Origin of the sequence: Streptomyces sp. NBC_01591 (assembly GCF_035918155.1) — a bacterium.
Taxonomy (GTDB): domain Bacteria; phylum Actinomycetota; class Actinomycetes; order Streptomycetales; family Streptomycetaceae; genus Streptomyces.
This window is the reverse complement of the sequence record NZ_CP109327.1, coordinates 7567153-7586300: the sequence shown is the minus strand read 5'-3', so window position 1 is coordinate 7586300 and position 19148 is coordinate 7567153. Positions and strand designations below refer to the sequence as shown.

The window sequence follows — 19148 nt, the reverse complement described above, 5'->3', positions numbered from 1 at the left end:
GGGGCCTCAGCTGGTGGTCCGGGCCAGCTCCACCAGCCCTGCCCACGCCTCGGTTCGCACGGTCAGCACGGGGCCACTGAGCTGCTTCGAGTCACGGATGTGCACGTGTGTGGCTGCGGCAGCAACCTCAACGCAGTCGCCACCCTCCGCCCCGCTGTAGCTGCTCTTGAACCAAGCCAGCTCCCGCGTGGCAGGAGTATCGGGGGTGTTCATAGATCTCCCAGCAACTTCTCGATGAATCCCAGAGTCTCTCGCGGAGTGAGAGCCTGACTCCGGATGATCCCATAGCGCGCTGCGGCCAGCCGCGTCTCGTCCCGATCAGTCAGCAGGCTGCTGCGCCCCTGGACCTCCATGTACACGAACTGTTCCCCGCCTTTGCGAGTGATCACGGTGTATGGCCCGTCCACACCCGCGTTGTCCTCTCGGTCGAGCGGCATCACTTGGATCTCTACGTTGCGATTCCGGCCGAGCAAAAGGAGTTGTTCGAGCTGCCCTCGCAAAACCTCCCTGCCTCCGAGTGGCCTTCGAAGGACTGACTCCTCCATCACAAAGCTCAGAAGAGGAGCAGGCCAACGGTTGAAGATCTCCTGTCGCGCCAGGCGTGCAGCCACTCGCAGTTCGATGGTTTCCTCGTCCAGCAGCGGTCGACGCATGGCGAGCACCGCGCGCATGTACTCCTCCGTCTGCAGCAGGCCCTTGACCATGTGCGTGTCGTACGCACACAGCTCCACAGCCTTCTTCTCCAACTGTGCCGCGTCCCGGAAGAACGGCGGATACTGCGCCCGCTCAACCTCCTTCTTCAACGCGATCAACAAGCCGCCAGCGTCCAGCACCACGTCCGCCTTGTCGATGAACTCAGGCTGCGGAATCCGCCGTCCCTGCTCGAACGACGCAATGGACTGTGCCGCGTAACCCACCCGCTTGCCGAACTCCGTCCGGTCCAGCCCGGCCCGCAGACGTAACAGCTTCAACTGCTGCCCGAACGCGATCATCACTCCGGACCCCGGCTCGTCCTCCGGCCGCTTCCCGGACTCCGCACCCCAGCCCGGTCCCGAGCATGCCCCCATGTCCGCGTCCTCGTCGCCCCGCGTCACCGTCATCGCCACCACCTGTCCCACGCACGTACATGCCGAACGCCCCCGCGTACAAGCAGTCCGCGACGGCGCGTCACCTCTGGTCACGCTACGCCGCCGAACGGCACCGTGGCCCCATGACCAGCAATTCGCCAATCCCCGTGCGCCCCCTTCGCACCAACCAACCCCGGTTCCCCTGGCACCACTTCTCGATGCGCTTCAGCTCCACGCCGCGTGGTGCCCGTCTCGCCCGGCGCCTGGCCGGTGAGCGGCTCGACGCGTGGGGCATCCCGTACGGCAGCGACACCCACGACATGGTGACGCTGGTCGTCGCCGAGCTGAGCGCCAACGCCGTACGTCGCGGCCTGGTGCCCGGCCGCGACTTCCGGCTCCGCCTGTCCGCCGAAGGCGCCACCATCCGCGTCGAGGTCACCGACACCCGCGGCGAAAGGGCCCCTGCCCTCGCCGACCCGTCGGACTCGTCAAGCGGAGGCCGCGGCCTGCTCCTGGTGGCCGCACTCGCGGATCGCTGGGGCTGGTATCCGCGCACGGACGGGCCGGGCAAAACAGTGTGGGCCGTGTGTTCCGTGGGCGTCCCGGTGGCGCCCTCGCCGTAGGCCGACCGTTGCACCCCGCCCCGGGCGCCCCATGACCGGAAAGAGGCGCCCCGAGCGCGTCCGTGCCGCCGCCGCTGGACTGAAGATCGCCCCACCAGGGACACTTGCCCTCCACCACGCCGAAAGCCGGTCCAGCCGTGCACACCGGCCAGCACACGCACACACGGGGGCAATGTGCCGCAGCAGCAGCCGATCGCAGGTCGGTACGAGCTCCTGGAGCCGCTCGACAACGGCGGCATGGGAGACGTGTGGCGCGGCTACGACGCCGTGCTCGACCGGCCCGTCGCCGTGAAGCTGATCCGGCAGCAGGCCGTCGGCGGCTCGCCGCAGCTGGCGGAGGAGTTCGCCAAGCGCTTCCGCCGTGAGGCCCGTATCACCGCGCGTATCCAGCACCCCGGCGTGCCTCAGGTGTACGACGCGGTGCTCGACGACACGTACGAGCGGCTGTTCCTGGTCATGGAGCTGGTGGACGGGGTGTCACTGTCCGCGTACATCCACCCGGATCGGCTGCTTCCGGTCAGTTGGGCGGTGGCGGTGGCGGCGCAGGTCGCCACCGTACTGTCGTACGCGCACGACGTGCCGGTCATCCACCGCGACCTCAAACCCAGCAACGTCCTGGTCGCCCGCGACGGGACGGTGAAGGTCCTCGACTTCGGGATCGCGGCGATCCTGCGGACCGACGTCACCAAGCTGACCGCGACCGGCACCCCCATCGGCACCTACCAGTACATGGCGCCCGAGCAGGTGCGCGGCGGGCGGACCACTCCGCAGACCGACCTGTACGCGCTCGGCTGCGTGCTGCACGAACTGCTCGGCGGACGTCTGCTGTTCACGGCGGACAGCGAGTACATGGTGATGTACCAGCACGTCAACGCCGCTCCCACTCCGCTGCGGGTGCTGCGTCCCGAGGTGCCGCAGGAGTTGGAGGACCTCGTCCTGCATCTGCTGCTCAAGGCCCCCGAGGCCCGGCCCGCCGATGTGCAGGAGGTGTACGAGCGGCTGCGGCCGTTCCTGCCGCCGCCCGGCCGGATGCCCGGGCCCGGCGAAGCCGGACCGGCGGGGGTGCCCGACCCGACCGGGCTCTTCCGCAACCCGTACGCGCCCCGCGCCCGCGCGGGTGCGGGCCGGTCCGCGCCGGTGGCCGCCGATCCGGCTGCCGGACTGGCCGCGCCCGTTCCCGTACCCGTACCCGCACAGTTGCGTGCGGAGATCGACGAGGCGTACGCGCACTCCGACGCGCTCCTGGACGAGGAGCGGTTCGCGCAGGCCGCCGAGGTGCTGGGAGAGATCATCGAGCCGGCCGCACGCGCGCTCGGCGCAGAGAACCGGAAGGTCCTGGAGCTGCGGACCCGCCGGGCCGCCATCCAGCTGCTCGGCGGGGACTACCGGGCGGCGCTCCCCGAGTTCGACGCGCTGGCGGACGCGTACGCACGCACCGACGGCCCCACCGGCGAGCCCGCACGCGCCTGCCGCGCCCAGGCCGCGCGGTGCCGAGCCGAACTCGGCCAGGTCACCGACGCGCTCTCCGCGCTGCGGGGCCTCCTCGACGTCGTGCGGACCGTTGACGGCGATCTCAGCGAGGAAGCCGTCGAGCTGCGTCGCGACATCGGGATGCTGCTGCTCGCCCAGGGGCAGGCGGTTGAGGCACATCGGATTCTTCGGCCGTTGCACGACGACCTGTGTCTGGTCTTCGGACCCGGCGACGAGATGACCGAAGAGGTCGGCGAGGCGCTGGCACTGATAGGCCTCGATCTCGACGGCCCGGCCGCCTGACCCCTGTCTCCGCCATCCCGCCCGCTTTCCCGGAGAGTCCGCCCCATGCCCCACCTCGCGTTCGACGTCGGTTTCTGCGCCCAGCTCGGCAAGCTCCAGGGCAGTGTCAAGCAGGGGGTGTTCGACGCATGGGAGAAGTTCGAACGCCTCACTCTGGACCAGCTGTTCAAGGATCCCGGGCTCAAGCTGGAGAGCTTGAAGCGCGCCCGTGATCCTCATATCCGGACCATCCGTATCGACCAGGGGACGCGGGGTGTCGTCCTCGCACCCGACAGCGGCGACACCTACGTGCTGCTGCGCGTGATGCCGCACGACAAGGCGATCGACTGGGCCGTCAAGCAGAAGGCCAGCATCAACACGGTCACCCGGGCCGTCGAGATCCGCGACATCGCGATGCTCGACGAGCTCACCCCCGCATACGAACGCATCGCACCCGCTCCCGACCGGCGGCTGTTCGCGAAGGTGTCCGACGGGGACCTGGCGGCGCTCGGCATCGACGAAACCACCCTGCGCCAGGCCCGTGCCCTCACCGACCTCGAACAGCTGGAGGTCTTCGCGCCGTACTTCCCGCAGGACCAGCGTGAAGTCCTCGAGTATCTCGCCGCGGGCTTCACCGTGGAGGAGGTCTGGCGGGACGTGGTGTCCGTCAGCCTCTCCGCCGCACCCGCCGACACCACGCCCGTGGACACCGGCGACTTCGCGACCGCCATCCACCGCACCCGCACCCGAATCGCACTCGTCACCGCTTCCGAGGAGCTGCGCGACATCCTCGACAAACCGTTCGCGGCCTGGCGGGTCTTTCTGCACCCCTCCCAGCACAAGGTCGCCTACCGGGCCTCGTACTCCGGGCCCGCACAGGTCACCGGCGGTCCCGGGACCGGCAAGACTGTCGTCGCGCTGCACCGGGTACGCCATCTGCTGGGGTACCTGCGTGACGGCGACCGCATCCTGCTGACCACGTACACCAACGCCCTGGTGGGCGCGCTGCGGAACGGGCTCGCCACCCTGGTGGAGGACGAGACGCTGCGCGACCGGGTGGACATCATGACTGTCGACGCGTTCGCAGGCCGTGTCGTGTCCACCTCGCGGCGGCCGCTCCGGGGCGGTGAGGAGGAGACTCGGTGGGCGCAGGCCGCGAAGGCCACCGGGTACACCGGCACGGCGCAGTTCCTCGGGCAGGAGTACAAGCACGTCGTCCTCGCGCAGAATCTGCGGACCCTGAAGGAGTACGAGGGCTGCGAGCGGCGCGGACGAGGCAGCGGGCTGCCCACGTCGGCCCGCGCCCTGGTGTGGCGCACGATCGAGGAGTTCACCGATCGGCTCACCGTCGACGGGCTCCGCACCTACCTCGGCACGTGCGCGGAGGCAGCGGATCTGCTGGAGGCCGGTGGTCCGCGATACCGGCATGTGGTCGTCGACGAGGCGCAGGACCTGCACCCCGCGCAGTGGCGACTGTTGCGTGCGGCGGCTCCGGCCCGTCCCGACGATCTCTTCATTGCGGGCGACCCCCATCAGCGCATCTATGACTCGAAGGTGTCGCTGAAGGCCGTCGGGATCAGGGTGGCCGGCCGGTCGGCGAAGATGCGCAAGAACTACCGCTCCACGCACGAGATCCTCTCCTGGTCCACCGCCCTGCTCGTCGGCCGGCCCTTCGAGCAGCTGGCGGACGACTCCGCGAACGAGACCCTGTTGGGCTATCGCTCGGCCCTGCACGGCAAGGGACCCGAGGCGTACGGGGCGGACTCCGAGGAAGCCGAGATGGACGCGCTCGTCGCACGCGTCCGTGGTTGGCTCGACAGCGGGATCTCCCCGGGTGAGATCGGGGTGAGCGCCCGCTTCAACAAGAACTGCGACAAGGCGGTGCAGTGTCTCAAGGCCGCGGGTATCCCGGCCGCGCGCCTGCGGGGCGATGCGCCCTCCGACGCGGACGCCGTACAGGTCGGCACGATGCACTCCTTCAAAGGGCTGGAGTTCCGGTGCGTCGCGGTCATCGGCGTGAGTAGTGGTGCGCTGCCGTACCCGCGTGCGGTGACCCCGGCCGACATCGACCGGCTCCAGCACGAATCGGACCTGCTGGCGGAACGCTGCCTGCTGTTCGTCGCGTGCACACGGGCCCGGGACGGACTGCATGTGTCGTGGTCGGGTACGCCGAGCGAGTTCCTGGTGGAGGCCGGGGTGTCTCAGGCCTCGTAGGCGGGAGAGCCGGGGCGGGGGCGCCCCAGTGCCAGGGCTGCCAGCGCCTCTGGGGCGCCTTTCGGGCCGCGGATGCCGGGGAAGGCGTTGATGTCGACGACGACGGGCGCCCCCGCGCGGTCCAGCAGGTCGACACCGTAGACGTCCAGGCCGAAGACGTCTCCCGTGCGCAGGGCGAGACGGGTCCAGGTCCGCGGCAGGTCGCGGACCAGCGGCGTGGACCGCGCTCCGTCCGGCGGTGCGCCCACCGGTGCGGGGCGCACGCCCGCGAATACCTCTCCCGCGATCACCCAGAGCTTGTGGTCCCAGCCGCTGTTCGCGACGAACTCCTGCAGCACGACGGGCTCGTCGGACCACTCTGCCGCAAGGGCCCGGAGCCCGGCCGGGCCGTCCACGCGGGCGACCAGGTCCGCGCGGCGGCTGTGGCGGCTCTTGACCATGAGCGGATAGCCGCTCTCCGGCAGCTCCGCTCCGTGGAGGACTTCGGACAGTGTGTCCAGGGTCCGTGTCCGGGGCATCGGCAGACCGGCGCCTTCCGCCACGGCGGCGATCCGGCTTCTGTCCTGGCACAGCCCGGTCGCGGCAGCGGAGTTCACCGTCCGGGCGCCGAGCCCTTCGAGGAAACGGGCCAGCGCGAGTGCCCGGGGGGTGTGGGCCTTGAGGAGGTAGACATCGGCGAGATCGTCCGGGGCCACCAGTTGCGACGGGGATCCGGTTCCGGTGTCCGGGTTCAGGAACGTCACCCGGTGTTTCGCCTCGGTCAGCGCGGAGGCGGCCGCGGCGAGCAGCGGATGATCCGGCTTGTCGGTCAGGACACAGACCCTCATATCTGCGCGCCTTCCGGCACGGCTGCCACCATCCCCGCTCCGGTCCCGGGGCCGAGGCCGGCGGCGGGGTGCGGATGGGGCCGCCCATGCGAGATCTCCGGCTGCATGGGAATGCGCGGGGCAGGGGCGAACGCGCCCTTCCGGTCCGCGCCGCCGGTCCTGGCCAACTCAAGGACGGCTCCGGCCAACCGGGACGCGGCGTCCGGGACCTGGCGGAAGCTCGGGAAGTCGTTGATGTCGACGATCACGGGGCCGTCCGGGCCGAGCACCACGTCGATGCCGTACAGATCGAGGCCGAAGACCGCTCCCACCTTCGCCGCCACCGCGGCCACCTCGGCGGGCAGGGGGACGGCCCGCGCGTCGACCGACGCGTCCGGGTGGAGCGGGGAGCGGCGCACGGTTGCGTGGAACTCGCCGGCGAGGCAGTAGACCTTCAGGTCGAAGCCCGGATTGGACACGTAGGGCTGTGCGATGAGCTGGCCCTCGTCCGCCTGCTCCGCCTCAGCCAGCCGCCCGGGGGCCGACACGAGCCGCACCCCGCGCCCCGAGCTGCCGTCGGCGGGCTTGACCACCAGGGGGAAGAGCTCCTCGGGCACGTCCGCGAAGAGCGTGGCCCTCGGTGCCGAATAGGTCACCGGGACCGGCAGCCTGTGCTGTCGCGCGATGACCGAGGTGAGGACCTTGTCGCGGACCGCGCGGATCGACCGCGCGTCGTTCACCGTGGTCAGGCCCACCGACGCCGCGGCCTCCAGCAGGGTGAGCCCGGGGCCGCCGGACACGGTCTTGAGTACCCAGGCGTCGTGGGTCCCCGCCCGCACCTCCTCCGATATCCGCAGGAGTGAGCCGCCAGGGCGCACCACGTCCACCTGGTGTCCCCACGACGTCAGTTGCCGGACGACGTCGAGCGGCATGCCGTCATGCCGGTACAGCTCTTCGACGAGGAAGCAGAGCTTCATCCCAAAACCCCTCGGTGCCCCACAGCTGATGGGGGCACAACGGTGCCTCGCGGTGCTCCTTCGAGCACCGCCAAAAGGTCAACGCTACGTCACGCCCGCCCCAAAGCGACCTCGGCCGTGCGTTACTGATCGTCCGTTCCTTCGCCGGCTGTTCTCGTCAGAAGAAGACCCGCACCGCAGCAGCACCTTCGCGTACGGCCGTGCCTCCCCCGTCCGCGCCACCGACGCACGCACCCTGCGCCTCATCACCTGCGACGGCGCCTTCGATGCCCAGGGCCACCCGGTGGACAATCTCATCGTCTACGCGAACCGGAGCTGAAGGATTTCGAGGAACAGTTTCGGTGTTCGCTGCCCGAATCATTCCGCGACTTCTATCTGGAGCAGAACGGTGGAGAGGTGACCGACGAAGAAATCGTCGGTCAGAAACTGGTTTCATCGTTCTGAGGGCAGCTCGGGCAATCAGAAAAAGACCCCGCACCGCAGGAGCACGTTCGCGTACGGCCTCGCCTCCCCCGTCCGTACCACCAGCCGGGCTCCCGCCGAGAGTGCCTTGAGCTCGTCGTGGGGTACGTGGACGAGTCCGGGGAGACGGTCGTCCAGGAGATGCGCGGCCTCCGCGTTGGCCTCCGTGATCTCGTATGCTGCTGTCGCACCCTCCACCACGAGTTCGTCGAGCAGGCCGTCGAGCACCTCGGCGAACGACGGGACGCCGGCGCGGAAGGCCAGGTCGACGACGCGGGGGCCGGCCGGGATGGGCATGCCCACGTCGCAGATCAGCACTCCGTCGCCGTGGCCCAGTTCGGCCAGGGCCCCGGCGAGGTGGCGGTTGAGAATTCCTGCCTTCTTCACGGGGCCGGGACTTCCTCTGCGGTCGCGACTACCTCTGCGGCCGGGACTTCATCCGCCGTGGGGAAGGACGCCTGCGCGCCCTGCCTGGTGACGGCTGCCGCCCCCACCCTCACGGCGAACGCGGCCGCATCCGTGAGCTCTTCGCCCAGGCCGAGCCGCCAGGCCAGGGCGGCCGTGAAGGCATCGCCCGCCCCGGTCGTGTCCACGGCTTCGACCCTGAGGCTCGGTACGGGTACGACATCGCCCGTGCGGCCGTCCGCGACGAGCGCTCCGGCTGCCCCCAGCGTGACCACGACCGACCGCGGACCGAGTCCGAGCAGTGCTCGCGCCCACTCCTGGGGCGTGGTGCCTGCGGCTTCGCCCAGCATGTAGCGCGCTTCGTGCTCGTTGACCACCAGCGGGTCGCAGGCAGCCAGCACGTGGTCGGGCAGGGGCGCGGGCGGGGACGGGTTCAGCACCAGCCGGGTACCGGGTGACATCGCACCGGCCACCTCGGCGACCGTCTCCAGCGGAATCTCCAGCTGTACGGAGACGACCCGGGCCGCACCGAACAGCGGGCCGGCCGCCCGGATGTCCTCCGGGGTGAGGCGGGCGTTGGCCCCCGGCGACACCACGATGCTGTTGTCACCCGAGGGGTCCACGGTGATCAGCGCGACGCCGGTAGGGGCCCCGCCCACGAGGACGCCGGTGGTGTCGACGCCCGCCTCTCGTTGTGATTCCAGCAGCAGGCGGCCATGGGCGTCGTCACCGACCCGGGCCAGCAGTGCCGTGCGGGCCCCGAGGCGGGCGGCGGCGACTGCCTGGTTTCCGCCCTTGCCGCCCGGGTGGACGGCCAGATCGGAGCCGAGCACGGTCTCACCGGGTACGGGGCGGCGTTGGACGCCGACGACCAGGTCGGCGTTGGCGGAGCCTACGACCAGCAGGTCGTACCGGTCGTGGTCGTTGAGGTGCATTGTTCCTGCTTTCCGAGGTCGGACGCTGCGCGAGGGGGCGCTGTTCAGGAGAAGTCGGCGACGTTGTTCTTGGTGACGACCTTGACCGGCACCTTCACCATGCTGTCGACCTTCTTGCCCTCTGCGGCCTTCACCGCGTTCTGCACGGCGATCTTTCCCAGCTCCTTCGGCTGCTGGGCCACGGACGCGTAGAGCGTGCCCGCTTCGACCGCCTTCAGGCCGTCCGGGGTTCCGTCGAATCCGACGACGGACACCGACTTGCCCGCCTTGCTGCCGAGTGCCCTGACCGCACCGAGCGCCATCTCGTCGTTCTCGGCGAAGACACCGGTGATGCCGGGGTGGGACTGGAGCAGGTTGGTCATGACGTCCAGGCCCTTCGTACGGTCGAAGTCCGCCGGCTGCTTGGCCACGACCTTGATTCCCGGGTACGCCTTGAGGCCCTCGGCGAAGCCCGCGCCGCGCTCGCGACTGGCCGAAGTGCCGGCCGTCCCCTGCAGAATGACGATGCTGCCCTTGCCCCCGAGCCTGTCGGCCAGTGCCTTGGCCGCGAGCCGGCCACCGGCGACGTTGTCGGACGCCACGAGCGTGGCGGTCTGTGCCTTGTTGACGCCCCGGTCGGCGGCGATCACCGGGATGTCCGCCTTGTTGGCGCCGCGGACGGCGGGGCCCGCCGCATCCGAGTCCACCGGGTTGACGATGATCGACTTCACGCCCGAACTCGTGAAGTTCTGGAGCTGGTTGGCCTGCTGCGAGGCGTCGTTCTGCGCGTCGGTGACGGTGAGGTCGACCCCGGCCGTCTTCGCTTCCGCCTGCGCGCCCGCCTTCATCTGCACGAAGAAGGGGTTGTTGAGCGTGGAGAGCGACATGCCCACCTTGGTGTTGCCGCCGGAGGAGCCGGAGTTGAAGTAGGACACCGCGCCCACGACGACGGCCACGCACAGTGCGGCGATTCCGAACTTGACCGCTCCCGCTCCCTTGCGGCCGGATCCTGGCGAGCCCGGTGCGGCGGACGAACCGCCCGGTGTGGCGGCTCCGGAACCGGCCTTGCGGCGGAGGGTGTCCAGCAGCACCGCGAGGGCGATGACGACACCGATGACGACCTGCTGCCAGAAGGCGGACACGGAGAGGAGGTTCAGCCCGTTGCGCAGCACGGCGAGGATGAGCGCGCCGATCAGCGTGCCGGACGCCTTGCCGACACCGCCGGCGAGGCTGGCGCCGCCGATGACGACCGCGGCGATCGCGTCGAGCTCGTACCCCTGCGCGGCCTGCGGCTGCGCGGAGGTCAGCCGGGACGCGAGGACGATGCCCGCGACCGCGGCGAAGAGCCCGGAGAGGGCGTAGATGGCCAGCTTCTGCCGCTTGACCCGCAGTCCGGAGAGCCGGGCCGCCTCCTCGTTGCCGCCGATGGCGTACATCGAACGGCCGATGTAGGTGCGGGCCAGGATCAGCGCCGCGATCAGTCCCATCACGACCATCACGAGGACCGGCACGGGCAGCCAGCCGCCGAGCGTGTCGCCGAGCACGGAGACCGAGCCGGGGAAGTCGATCGGCTTCCCCTGGGAGATGACCAGGGACAGGCCTCGCGCGATGGAGAGCATCGCCAGGGTCGCGATGAACGGCGGCAGTTTGCCGTACGAGACGAGGGCCCCGTTGACGAAGCCGCAGGCGATGCCGGTGGCGATGGCGAGGACGAGCGCCAGCCAGACCGGCAGCCCTTCGGAGGTTGCCGACCAGGCGAGGACCGTCGCGGAGAGCGCGGCCACCGAGCCGACGGACAGGTCGATGCCCGCCGAGACGATGACGAAGGTGACACCGAACGCGAGGATCGCGGTGACGGCGGCCTGTACACCGACGTTCAGCAGGTTCTGGGTGGTCAGGAAGTCGCCGGAGAGCAGCGACATCGCCACCAGCAGTACGACCAGGGCGCTCAGGGCGCCGTTGTCGAGCAGGAGCCGGCGGACCGTGCGCCCTGCGGCGCCACTGGCGCCCGTATTGCTCTTGAGCGTGTCAGTGGCCACGGGGGCTCTCCTCTTCGTTCACAGTCGGATCTGCTGCCGTAGTTGTTGTGGGCGATGCTGCGGAAGGTGTTGTGGGGGCCGCGCTCACGGCGAGGGCCATTACGGCGTCCTGGGTTGCTTCGTGCGCGGGGAGCTCTCCGGCGATCCGGCCCTGGGACATGACCAGCACCCGGTCGCTCATGCCGAGGACTTCGGGCAGATCGCTGGAGATCATCAGAACCGCGTGGCCCGATGCTGTCAGTTCGTTGATGAGCTGGTAGATCTCGACCTTGGCGCCGACGTCGATACCGCGGGTCGGTTCGTCGAGGATCAGCACTCTGGTGTCGGCGAGCAGCCACTTGCCGATGACGACCTTCTGCTGGTTGCCACCGGAGAGCGTACGGACGTGCTGACCGAGACCCGCCATCCGTACGCCGAGCTGTTCGGCGATCCGGGCGGCGGCCAGGCGCTGCCCCTTGAGGTCCACCAGCCCGGAGCGGCTCGCCGAGCGCAGGGTGACCAGGCCGAGGTTCTCCTGCACCGAGGCGTCGAGCACCAGGCCCTGCCCCTTGCGGTCCTCGGGCACGAGGCCGATTCCGGCGCCCATCGCGGCAGTGACGTCATGCTTGGCCAGCCGCTCGCCGAGCACGTCGACGGTGCCGCCGTCGTAGGGGTCGGCACCGAAGACGGCGCGGGCGACCTCGGTGCGGCCCGCGCCGACGAGACCGGCGAGACCGACCACCTCTCCGGCCCGCACCTCGAAGCTGATGTCGTGGAAGACGCCGTTGCGGGTCAGTCCGCGCACGGACAGCAACGGGCTCCCGGTTTCGGGGCGTTCACGGGGGTACTGCTGGTCGATGCTGCGTCCCACCATCAGCTGTACGAGCTCCGCCTCGGGGGTCGAGGCAGGCACCTGGTCGATGCTCCGGCCGTCGCGCAGTACCGTGACCCGGTCACCGAGTGCCGCGATCTCTTCGAGGTGGTGGGTGATGAAGACGACCCCGACCCCGTCCTGACGCAGCTGCCGCACGATCCGGAAGAGCTTGTCGACCTCATCCGAGGTGAGCACCGCGGTCGGCTCGTCCATGATCAGGACGCGTGCGTCCAGGCTGAGCGCCTTGGCGATCTCCACCATCTGCAGTCGGGCGATGCCCAGTTCACGGACCTTGGCCTTCGGCGAGACGTGCAGGCCGACGCGGTGCAGGAGCACCTCGGCGTCCGCCTCCATGCGACGCCGGTCGATCATCCCGAAGCGGCGCGGCTGCCGGCCGAGGAAGATGTTCTCGGCGACCGTGAGATCGGGTACCAGGTTGAACTCCTGGTAGATCGTGGCGATTCCGAGCCGTTCGGCGTCCTGTGCGCTGTGGATCCGTACCTCGCACCCCTGGGCGAAGATCCGGCCGCTGTCCGGGCGGTAGGCGCCGGAGAGCATTTTGATGAGTGTGCTCTTGCCCGCTCCGTTCTCGCCGAGCAGGACATGTACTTCACCACTGCGCAGGTCGAAGTCCACACTGTCCAGCGCGACCACGCCGGGGAAGGTCTTGCGTACGTCTTCGATGCGCAGCAACTCGTCCGGATTGCTCACAAGTTGCTCCTCTGGTCCGAAGCGGGCTCGCCGCAGGAACGGCGTACGACGAGGCGGGCGGGAAGGGTGACGGACTGCGGCGACCGGCCCTCGACGATGTCGACCAGTGCGCGGACGGCGGCGCGGCCGAGTTCGCCGGTCGGCTGGGCGATCGCCGTGATCGGCGGGTCGGTGTGGACGAACCACGGTATGTCGTCGAAGGCGGCGAGCCCGATGTCCTGCGGGACACGCAGGCCGGCCGCACGGATGGCGTCCAGCGCGCCGAGCGCCATCAGGTTGTCGGCGGCGAAGACGACCTCGGGCGGCTCGGGCAGTGCGAGGAAGCGCTCGGTGACGCGTCGGCCGCTGTCCGCCTGGAAGTCGCCCTGGCCGATGTAGACGTCGGGCAGGGCGAGTTCGTATGCACGCAGTGCCTCGCGGAAGGCCTCGACGCGCTCGTTGCCCGTGGTGGTGGCCGCGGGGCCGGCGATGATGGCGAGCCTGCGGCGGCCCAGCGCGTGCAGATGGGCGACCAGGTCCCGGATCGCGTGGCGGCCGTCGGCGCGTACGACGGGGACGTCGACACCGGGCATCCAGCGGTCCACGAAGACCATCGGGGTACCGCCGCGTGCCACATCCGCCATCAGCGGGGAGTCGCCGTCCGCGGGAGAGACGAGAAGCCCGTCGATCCTTCGGTCGAGGAGCGTGCGGACGTGGTGGTCCTGCAGCTCCGGCCGTTCGTCGGCGTTGCCGATGATGACGCTGTAGCCGAGGGCGCGGGCCTCCTCCTCGACAAAGCGGGCCAGTTCGGTGAAGTACGGATTGAGCACATCACTGATGACCAGGCCGAGGGTGCGCGTCTGATCGGTGCGCAGCGAACGGGCGACGGCGTTGGGCCGGTAGCCGAGGGCGTCGACGGCGGCGAGGACTCGTGTCCGCGCGTCCGGGCTGACGGAGGGATGACTGTTGAGAACACGGGAGACCGTGGCGACGGAGACTCCCGCCTGTGCCGCGACGTCCTTGATGCTCGTCATGTCCGGACCACCTCCTTGTGGTTTCCGTGAGCCTCGAAACCAGCGACCCAGAGCCGTGGAATCGATTACAGCGATGATTGGAATCGATTACATGGCCGAAAACAAGACCTCACAGGGCACCAGGGACCGGATCGTGACGAAGGACACAGAGGGAGCCGGGGCACGGTCCGGGGCGGCACACCCGGCGCCGGGCGGGGCGGCTCGGGGCAGCGGCACCGGCCCGCCTCGGACGCGCCGACACGGAGCGCATCCGCGCAATACCCGTACCACCGGACACCGGTGATGGGCTGGAACAGGAGCGGCCGGGGCGCCACGGGCGGCGCCTGCTCGGCCACCACTCCGGAGGACGGTGGCGTCACCGTACTGAGCAAGTGGCCGATCGTCCGCAAGGAGCAGTACATCCACAAGGACGCCTGCGGCAGCGACCGGTGGCCCAACAGGGGCTTTGTCCATGCCGAGCTGAACGTGGGCCCCTTTGGTGGGGACGGACGCGCAGGTGACCGAGCGGGGTTGCGGGGCGGGGGTGAGGCGGCGCAGATGCGCACCGGCACCGGCACCCCGACGGCCCCTCCCCCACGAGCTCCCCGGTCGGCGGCACCCCCACTGCCCCGGCCGCACCGGGACACGCCCCCTTGATTACCAGCCCGTAACCTCTGAAGTACCTCAGATTCACTCCTCAGTGTTGTGGGGCACTGACAGAATCGCAGGAATCCCGGATGATGTGTCGTCGAGCCGCGCCACGGTGACGACTCTCTGGCCGGTCATGGCCGGGACCGCCCACCCTCCCCTCACAAAGGCGAATCTCCTTCATGAGTGACCGCACCACTGCGGCCGATACGCTCGCCGCCGCCCCACCGGCGACGAGCTCCCCCCACCGGGACGCCGGCGACGCCGGTTACAGCAAGGACCTCAAGTCCCGTCACATCAACATGATCGCCATCGGCGGCGCGATCGGCACCGGCCTGTTCCTGGGCGCGGGCGGGCGGCTGGCCGGTGCGGGTCCCTCCCTCGCCATTGCCTACGCGGTCTGCGGTGTCTTCGCCTTCTTCGTCGTCCGCGCGCTCGGCGAGCTGGTCCTCTACCGGCCCTCCTCCGGCGCCTTCGTCTCGTACGCCCGGGAGTTCATGGGCGAGAAGGGCGCCTTCGCGGCCGGGTGGCTGTACTTCCTGAACTGGTCGACCACCGCCGTCGCCGACATCACCGCGGCCGCCACCTACGCCCACTTCTGGGCGATGTTCAGCGACATCCCGCAGTGGATCCTCGCGCTGATCGCCCTTGCCGTCGTCCTCACCGCCAACCTCATCTCGGTGAAGTACTTCGGTGAGATGGAGTTCTGGTTCGCGATCATCAAGGTCTCCGCCCTGGTGGCCTTCATGCTCATCGGCATCTTCCTGGTGGTCACCCAGCACCCGGTGGACGGTCACACGCCGGGCATATCCATCATCTCCGACAGCGGCGGCATCTTCCCCACCGGCATGATCCCGTTGCTGATGGTGATCCAGGGCGTCGTGTTCGCGTACGCCTCCGTCGAGCTGTGCGGCGTCGCCGCGGGTGAGACGCAGAACCCCGAGAAGATCATGCCCAAGGCGATCAACTCGATCATGTGGCGTGTCGGTCTCTTCTACGTCGGTTCGGTGGTGCTGCTGGCCCTCCTGCTGCCGTACACCTCGTACTCGGCGGACCAGAGCCCCTTCGTCACCGTCATGGACAAGCTCGGTGTCCCGGGCGCGGCCGGTGTGATGAACCTGGTCGTGCTGACCGCGGCGCTCTCCAGCCTGAACTCCGGTCTGTACTCCACCGGGCGCATCCTGCGCTCCATGGCGCTGGCGGGCTCCGCGCCCAAGTTCACCGGCCGGATGAACAAGGGCCAGGTGCCCTACGGCGGCATCCTGCTGACCGCCGGTTTCGGTGTACTCGGCGTCGTGCTCAATTACGTCATGCCGGGTCAGGCGTTCGAGATCGTCCTCAACTTCGCGTCGATCGGTATCCTCGGCACCTGGGGCATGATCATGCTCTGCTCGCTGCTGTTCTGGCACCGCTCGCAGGACGGCAGGGTCACCCGCCCCTCGTACCGGCTGCCCTGGGCCCCGTACACGCAGATCGTCACGCTGGCATTCCTCGCCGGTGTCGTGTTCCTGATGTGGTGGGGCGGCGGAGTGGGCCGTACGACCGTGCTGTGCCTGCCGCTGATCGCGGCGGCGCTGGTCGGCGGCTGGTTCGTGGTCCGTGGACGGGTGAATGACCTTCGCGGGCGCGCCAGGATGCTTGATCTTCGTCAGTGAAAGGCGCCGGTTTCGGCCCCCATGGAAGCGCGAACACGCTCCCACGGGGGCCTTACGCAAAAGACCCCGGGCTCTGCGACGGTATGAAGCTTCTGGCCCGGTACGTCACCCGCCCAGGCTGGAGGCCCAATCCGTTGCTTTCGTAATCGACTGCGCTTACGCCGATCGCCTTCCCGGTCTCCATGACGATCCGCACACCCCTCACGGAACTCCGCATCGTAGTCGCTCGCGCCTACCTGCCATGACCCCAACTTCCCTTGCAGGCACGCTCCGAGAAGAGGCTCAGGGTTCGACGTGCTTCGGGAAGTGCGTGTTCAGCAACCCGCACCATGCGGCTCTGTGCCGCCTCCGGACTGCTGCCACAGCTCAGCAGCCATCTGACCGCAGAGGCGGAAGGACAGCGCCGAAACCGAGGGGCCGTCGCCCCCGACAACCCAATCCTCAGCCGCCGCCACCACATGGACCGGGCCCCACGGCGGCCCCAGGCGCCGCGCTGCCCTCACCATGCTCCAGGAACACGCCCTCGCGCCCCGCCCGCTCGGGCCACGCCGCGCAGCTGCCGCAGGACCGGTGACCGGCTGGCCTGCTCCCGCAGGACGCCATCCGGGAGCTGCGGCTCGGGGTGGGCGGCACCCTGGAGGAAGAGAAGGTGTGCAGGCGGGAGAGGAGGAGAGATGCGGACCAGCGACGAGATCTATCACCGGGTCCGCTGGGACCCGCGGTTCGACCCGGCCCGGTTCGTGCTGGGGATCAGCCAGCGAGGGGACGCCCTCAAACGCATCCCGCTGCCTTCCTTCGTGCCCGGGGGCGACATCCCGTGGCAGCGGGTGGTGTTCATCGAGGCGGACGGCGAGGTGGTCTGGGACCGGTCCACGGGTGTGGACCGCATCGACGCGTCGGGCGCCGGCCGGTTGCGGGACCGGCAAGCGGACCTGAGCTCCGGCAGGGGCGAGCCCGCCGGCGTCCTCGACGTGCCCCCGACGGCCCGCACGGCGGTGGCCTGGATCCCGCCTGCGGAGCTGTGGCCGCCGATCCAGGACATCCGCCGCGATTACGATCCGCAGATCCACCGCTGGCCGCCGCACATCAATGTGCTCTTCGGCTTCGTGCCGGAGTCCGACTTCGAGCGAGCGGCCCCGCTGCTCGCCGCGGCGACGGCCGAGACGCCGGTCTTCACCGCCCGGCTGGACGGGGTGCGCACCTTCCGGCACAGGGCGTACTTCACCGTGTGGCTCGACCCGACGGCGGCCGGCAAGGCGCCGTGGGCGGACCTGTACCGCGTACTGCAGCAGCGGTTCCCGCGCTGTCGTGGGCCCGCCAAGAACTTCACCCCACATCTGTCCCTGGGCCGTTCCCGGGATCCGCGGAGAGTAACCGCCGACTGCGCCATCCGGCTCGACACCATGACGGCGACAGTCTGGGAACTCGTTCTGCTCTCACGCAGGGGCGACGGGCCCATGCGGCCACGGGCCACGGCCGCCCTGCGCACGGGCGAGATCCGCCGGCTGCCCGCGCCCGGCCCCGAAGCGCCGGGCCCGGAGGACGCTGCCTGGCTCTCCGAGATCACCGACAGGTGAGGCACATGGCCAGGTGAGGCAAAGCGCCGCCCGGGATTCAGGTCGCACGGGCGGAGTGTTCTGACGCCTGCCAAAGATGCGTCAGCGCCTGCCCCTCCCAGTAACCAACGGTGGCTCGCCCGGCAGGTCACCGGCGCCTCTTGTCTCCCTTGCGAGCAACCCGGCCCTTGTTCATGTTCTTGCCGTGCAATCGCTGTTGGACGACACGGCCGATGCGTGCGCTCGACTTGCGCAGCGCTCGCTCGGCGACGGTCTTGAGTTCCGCGATGCGCACCCGGTCCGGATGGCCGGAGGCCAGGGCGGCCTCGAATGCCTCCTCGGCCCGGGAGCCCTGGTCGCGCAGCATCTCGCTCACCCCGTTGGGACCGACCGTTTCCAGGAGCCGCAGCAGGCTCTCGGCGACCATGAGGAGCGCCTCCGCCTCGGTCAGGTCCTGCGGGGCGCCCCCGGCACACCTGGTCCCTCAGTGGGGTGGGAGTCGGCGCCGGATCCGTACGCTGGTTTCGCAGCAGGGTTCACATGGATCGGCAGCGCCGATCGCAAAGCAGACCTCACAGCACCACCGCCTCATCGCGCCAGCTGCAGGGCTGGCGGGCCCTCTACGCAACGACCTGTGGCCCCAGTGCAAGCACTGGAGCCACATCTCTTGAACGGACGAGGGACGATCTCGTGAACGTTCGTGCTGTGTCCGAGGGGGGACTTGAACCCCCACGCCCGATAAAGGGCACTAGCACCTCAAGCTAGCGCGTCTGCCATTCCGCCACCCGGACTAGGTGATCGGCCCCGGTCTCCCGCGGCGACAGACAAAACAATACCAGGGGTTTGGGGTGCCTCTCACCTGCATATTCGGTGGTCAGGGTGGGGTGACGTACACATCCGGAGGGTGGACCGGGGGCGTTACGCACAGTCCGTTGTCGGACCGGTACGCGTAGTGCGCCGGAATGGCCGCCGCACGCTCCTGGTGCGGGTTCCGCATGTACGGGCGTCGAGCATCCGGTCGATGTTGTCGACGTATCAGCGCACGCCGTCGATGGCGCGGTCGACGTCGGCCCGGGCGAGGCGCCGGGGTTTGCCGATCTCCCGGATGAGGGCGTGATCACGCCGGGGCAGTTGGGGCCGATGATGCGGGTGCTGCGGGCGCGGGCATGGGTGTGGGTGTGGAAGGCGACCGCGTCATGGACCGGGATGCCTTCGGTGATGACCACCGTCGGGTCGATCCCCGCGTCGGCCGCCTCGATGACGGCAGACTTGGCGAAGGGCGGCGGGACGAAGACGACCGTGATGTCCGCTCCCGTCGCGTCCCGGCGGATTCCCGGCCGGCCCCGGGGTTGGTCGCGCAGTTCGGGGTGCCGGCCAGGCACCGTACGCTCCTGGTGACTGCCGTGGAGCGTACGGTGCCTGACGTCACCGGGCGGGCGTTTGCGCTGTTCCCCGGTCTTCAGGAATTCGGGGT

General features: G+C 69.6%; 16 protein-coding genes, 1 tRNA gene and 3 pseudogenes. 8 read left to right on the top strand and 12 right to left on the bottom strand.

Features of this window, described 5'->3' with window-relative positions:
• Positions 1 to 6: 6 nt before the first annotated feature.
• Both OG978_RS35160 and OG978_RS35155 read right to left on the bottom strand, forming a co-directional pair.
• Positions 7 to 213, bottom strand: coding sequence for a DUF397 domain-containing protein (locus tag OG978_RS35160; RefSeq protein WP_326769090.1), 207 nt, complete (start codon positions 211 to 213; stop codon positions 7 to 9).
• Complete coding sequence (locus tag OG978_RS35155; RefSeq protein WP_442817860.1) at positions 210 to 1067, bottom strand: helix-turn-helix domain-containing protein; 858 nt, start codon at positions 1065 to 1067, stop codon at positions 210 to 212. The genes OG978_RS35160 and OG978_RS35155 overlap by 4 nt, the downstream gene beginning before the upstream one ends.
• A gap of 143 nt (positions 1068 to 1210) precedes the next feature.
• Here OG978_RS35155 and OG978_RS35150 point away from each other — a divergent pair, with 143 nt between their 5' ends.
• From OG978_RS35150 to OG978_RS35140, 3 genes are all read left to right on the top strand, one after another.
• Positions 1211 to 1690 carry an ATP-binding protein gene (locus tag OG978_RS35150; RefSeq protein WP_326769089.1) on the top strand — a complete coding sequence of 160 codons (480 nt, stop codon included), beginning with the start codon at positions 1211 to 1213 and terminating at the stop codon, positions 1688 to 1690.
• Between the two features lie 174 nt (positions 1691 to 1864).
• Positions 1865 to 3463, top strand: coding sequence for a serine/threonine-protein kinase (locus OG978_RS35145; protein ID WP_326769088.1), 1599 nt, complete (start codon positions 1865 to 1867; stop codon positions 3461 to 3463).
• Between the two features lie 45 nt (positions 3464 to 3508).
• Positions 3509 to 5656 carry a UvrD-helicase domain-containing protein gene (locus OG978_RS35140; RefSeq protein ID WP_326769087.1) on the top strand — a complete coding sequence of 716 codons (2148 nt, stop codon included), beginning with the start codon at positions 3509 to 3511 and terminating at the stop codon, positions 5654 to 5656.
• Here the strand turns inward: OG978_RS35140 and OG978_RS35135 are convergent.
• Positions 5644 to 6483, bottom strand: coding sequence for an ATP-grasp domain-containing protein (locus tag OG978_RS35135; protein WP_326769086.1), 840 nt, complete (start codon positions 6481 to 6483; stop codon positions 5644 to 5646). The two genes, OG978_RS35140 and OG978_RS35135, sit on opposite strands and share 13 nt — an antisense overlap.
• A complete protein-coding gene (locus OG978_RS35130) occupies positions 6480 to 7439 on the bottom strand; it encodes an ATP-grasp domain-containing protein (protein WP_326769085.1) in 960 nt (319 codons plus the stop codon). The genes OG978_RS35135 and OG978_RS35130 overlap by 4 nt, the downstream gene beginning before the upstream one ends.
• Before the next feature lie 217 nt (positions 7440 to 7656).
• Between OG978_RS35130 and OG978_RS35125 the strand changes: the two are divergent.
• Positions 7657 to 7758: pseudogene (locus OG978_RS35125) on the top strand (class F sortase); the annotation flags it as partial.
• Positions 7755 to 7883, top strand: coding sequence for an SMI1/KNR4 family protein (locus OG978_RS48420; protein WP_442817859.1), 129 nt, complete (start codon positions 7755 to 7757; stop codon positions 7881 to 7883). The pseudogene OG978_RS35125 and the gene OG978_RS48420, both read left to right, overlap by 4 nt.
• A 15-nt stretch (positions 7884 to 7898) precedes the next feature.
• Here OG978_RS48420 and rbsD read toward each other — a convergent pair whose 3' ends face one another.
• Genes rbsD through OG978_RS35100 form a run of 5 tightly spaced genes read right to left on the bottom strand, consistent with a single transcriptional unit; the run spans position 7899 to position 13836 of the window.
• Positions 7899 to 8288, bottom strand: coding sequence for a D-ribose pyranase (gene rbsD, locus OG978_RS35120; RefSeq protein ID WP_326769084.1), 390 nt, complete (start codon positions 8286 to 8288; stop codon positions 7899 to 7901).
• Complete coding sequence (locus OG978_RS35115) at positions 8285 to 9241, bottom strand: ribokinase (protein WP_326769083.1); 957 nt, start codon at positions 9239 to 9241, stop codon at positions 8285 to 8287. Before OG978_RS35115 ends, rbsD begins: the two co-directional genes overlap by 4 nt.
• A gap of 44 nt (positions 9242 to 9285) precedes the next feature.
• The gene (locus OG978_RS35110) at positions 9286 to 11259 is read right to left on the bottom strand and encodes an ABC transporter permease/substrate-binding protein (protein ID WP_326769082.1); all 1974 of its coding nucleotides are present in this window, start codon (positions 11257 to 11259) and stop codon (positions 9286 to 9288) included.
• The gene (locus OG978_RS35105) at positions 11249 to 12823 is read right to left on the bottom strand and encodes a sugar ABC transporter ATP-binding protein (RefSeq protein WP_326769081.1); all 1575 of its coding nucleotides are present in this window, start codon (positions 12821 to 12823) and stop codon (positions 11249 to 11251) included. Before OG978_RS35105 ends, OG978_RS35110 begins: the two co-directional genes overlap by 11 nt.
• Positions 12820 to 13836, bottom strand: coding sequence for a LacI family DNA-binding transcriptional regulator (locus OG978_RS35100; RefSeq protein WP_326769080.1), 1017 nt, complete (start codon positions 13834 to 13836; stop codon positions 12820 to 12822). The genes OG978_RS35105 and OG978_RS35100 overlap by 4 nt, the downstream gene beginning before the upstream one ends.
• Before the next feature lie 222 nt (positions 13837 to 14058).
• On the opposite strand from OG978_RS35100, the pseudogene OG978_RS35095 reads away from it, so the two are divergent.
• The 3 genes and pseudogenes from OG978_RS35095 to OG978_RS35085 all read left to right on the top strand — a co-directional run.
• Positions 14059 to 14382: pseudogene (locus OG978_RS35095) on the top strand (sphingomyelin phosphodiesterase); the annotation flags it as partial.
• Positions 14383 to 14645: 263 nt separating this feature from the next.
• Positions 14646 to 16118, top strand: a complete 1473-nt coding sequence (locus tag OG978_RS35090) for an amino acid permease (protein WP_326769079.1) — start codon at positions 14646 to 14648, stop codon at positions 16116 to 16118.
• Between the two features lie 674 nt (positions 16119 to 16792).
• A complete protein-coding gene (locus tag OG978_RS35085) occupies positions 16793 to 17695 on the top strand; it encodes an RNA repair domain-containing protein (RefSeq protein WP_442817790.1) in 903 nt (300 codons plus the stop codon).
• 127 nt (positions 17696 to 17822) lie between these two features.
• Here the strand turns inward: OG978_RS35085 and OG978_RS35080 are convergent, their stop codons facing one another.
• The 3 genes and pseudogenes from OG978_RS35080 to OG978_RS35070 all read right to left on the bottom strand — a co-directional run.
• On the bottom strand, positions 17823 to 18101 hold the full coding sequence (locus tag OG978_RS35080; RefSeq protein ID WP_326769078.1) for a hypothetical protein: 279 nt from the start codon (positions 18099 to 18101) through the stop codon (positions 17823 to 17825).
• A 279-nt stretch (positions 18102 to 18380) separates the two neighbouring features.
• Positions 18381 to 18465 (bottom strand) — tRNA-Leu (locus OG978_RS35075).
• A gap of 315 nt (positions 18466 to 18780) precedes the next feature.
• Positions 18781 to 18996: pseudogene (locus OG978_RS35070) on the bottom strand (succinate--CoA ligase subunit alpha); the annotation flags it as partial.
• Positions 18997 to 19148 lie beyond the last annotated feature (152 nt).

Excerpts from the sequence above, each read along its gene's own strand:
- OG978_RS35155 (WP_442817860.1), bottom strand. The coding sequence starts at position 1,067 with ATGGGGGCATGCTCGGGACCGGGCTGGGGTGCGGAGTCCGGGAAGCGG.
- OG978_RS35130 (WP_326769085.1), bottom strand. The coding sequence starts at position 7,439 with ATGAAGCTCTGCTTCCTCGTCGAAGAGCTGTACCGGCATGACGGCATG.
- OG978_RS35140 (WP_326769087.1), top strand. The coding sequence starts at position 3,509 with ATGCCCCACCTCGCGTTCGACGTCGGTTTCTGCGCCCAGCTCGGCAAG.
- OG978_RS35100 (WP_326769080.1), bottom strand. The coding sequence starts at position 13,836 with ATGACGAGCATCAAGGACGTCGCGGCACAGGCGGGAGTCTCCGTCGCC.
- OG978_RS35090 (WP_326769079.1), top strand. The coding sequence starts at position 14,646 with ATGAGTGACCGCACCACTGCGGCCGATACGCTCGCCGCCGCCCCACCG.
- OG978_RS35150 (WP_326769089.1), top strand. The coding sequence starts at position 1,211 with ATGACCAGCAATTCGCCAATCCCCGTGCGCCCCCTTCGCACCAACCAA.
- OG978_RS35085 (WP_442817790.1), top strand. The coding sequence starts at position 16,793 with ATGCGGACCAGCGACGAGATCTATCACCGGGTCCGCTGGGACCCGCGG.
- OG978_RS35115 (WP_326769083.1), bottom strand. The coding sequence starts at position 9,241 with ATGCACCTCAACGACCACGACCGGTACGACCTGCTGGTCGTAGGCTCC.
- OG978_RS35135 (WP_326769086.1), bottom strand. The coding sequence starts at position 6,483 with ATGAGGGTCTGTGTCCTGACCGACAAGCCGGATCATCCGCTGCTCGCC.
- OG978_RS35080 (WP_326769078.1), bottom strand. The coding sequence starts at position 18,101 with ATGGTCGCCGAGAGCCTGCTGCGGCTCCTGGAAACGGTCGGTCCCAAC.
- OG978_RS35160 (WP_326769090.1), bottom strand. The coding sequence starts at position 213 with ATGAACACCCCCGATACTCCTGCCACGCGGGAGCTGGCTTGGTTCAAG.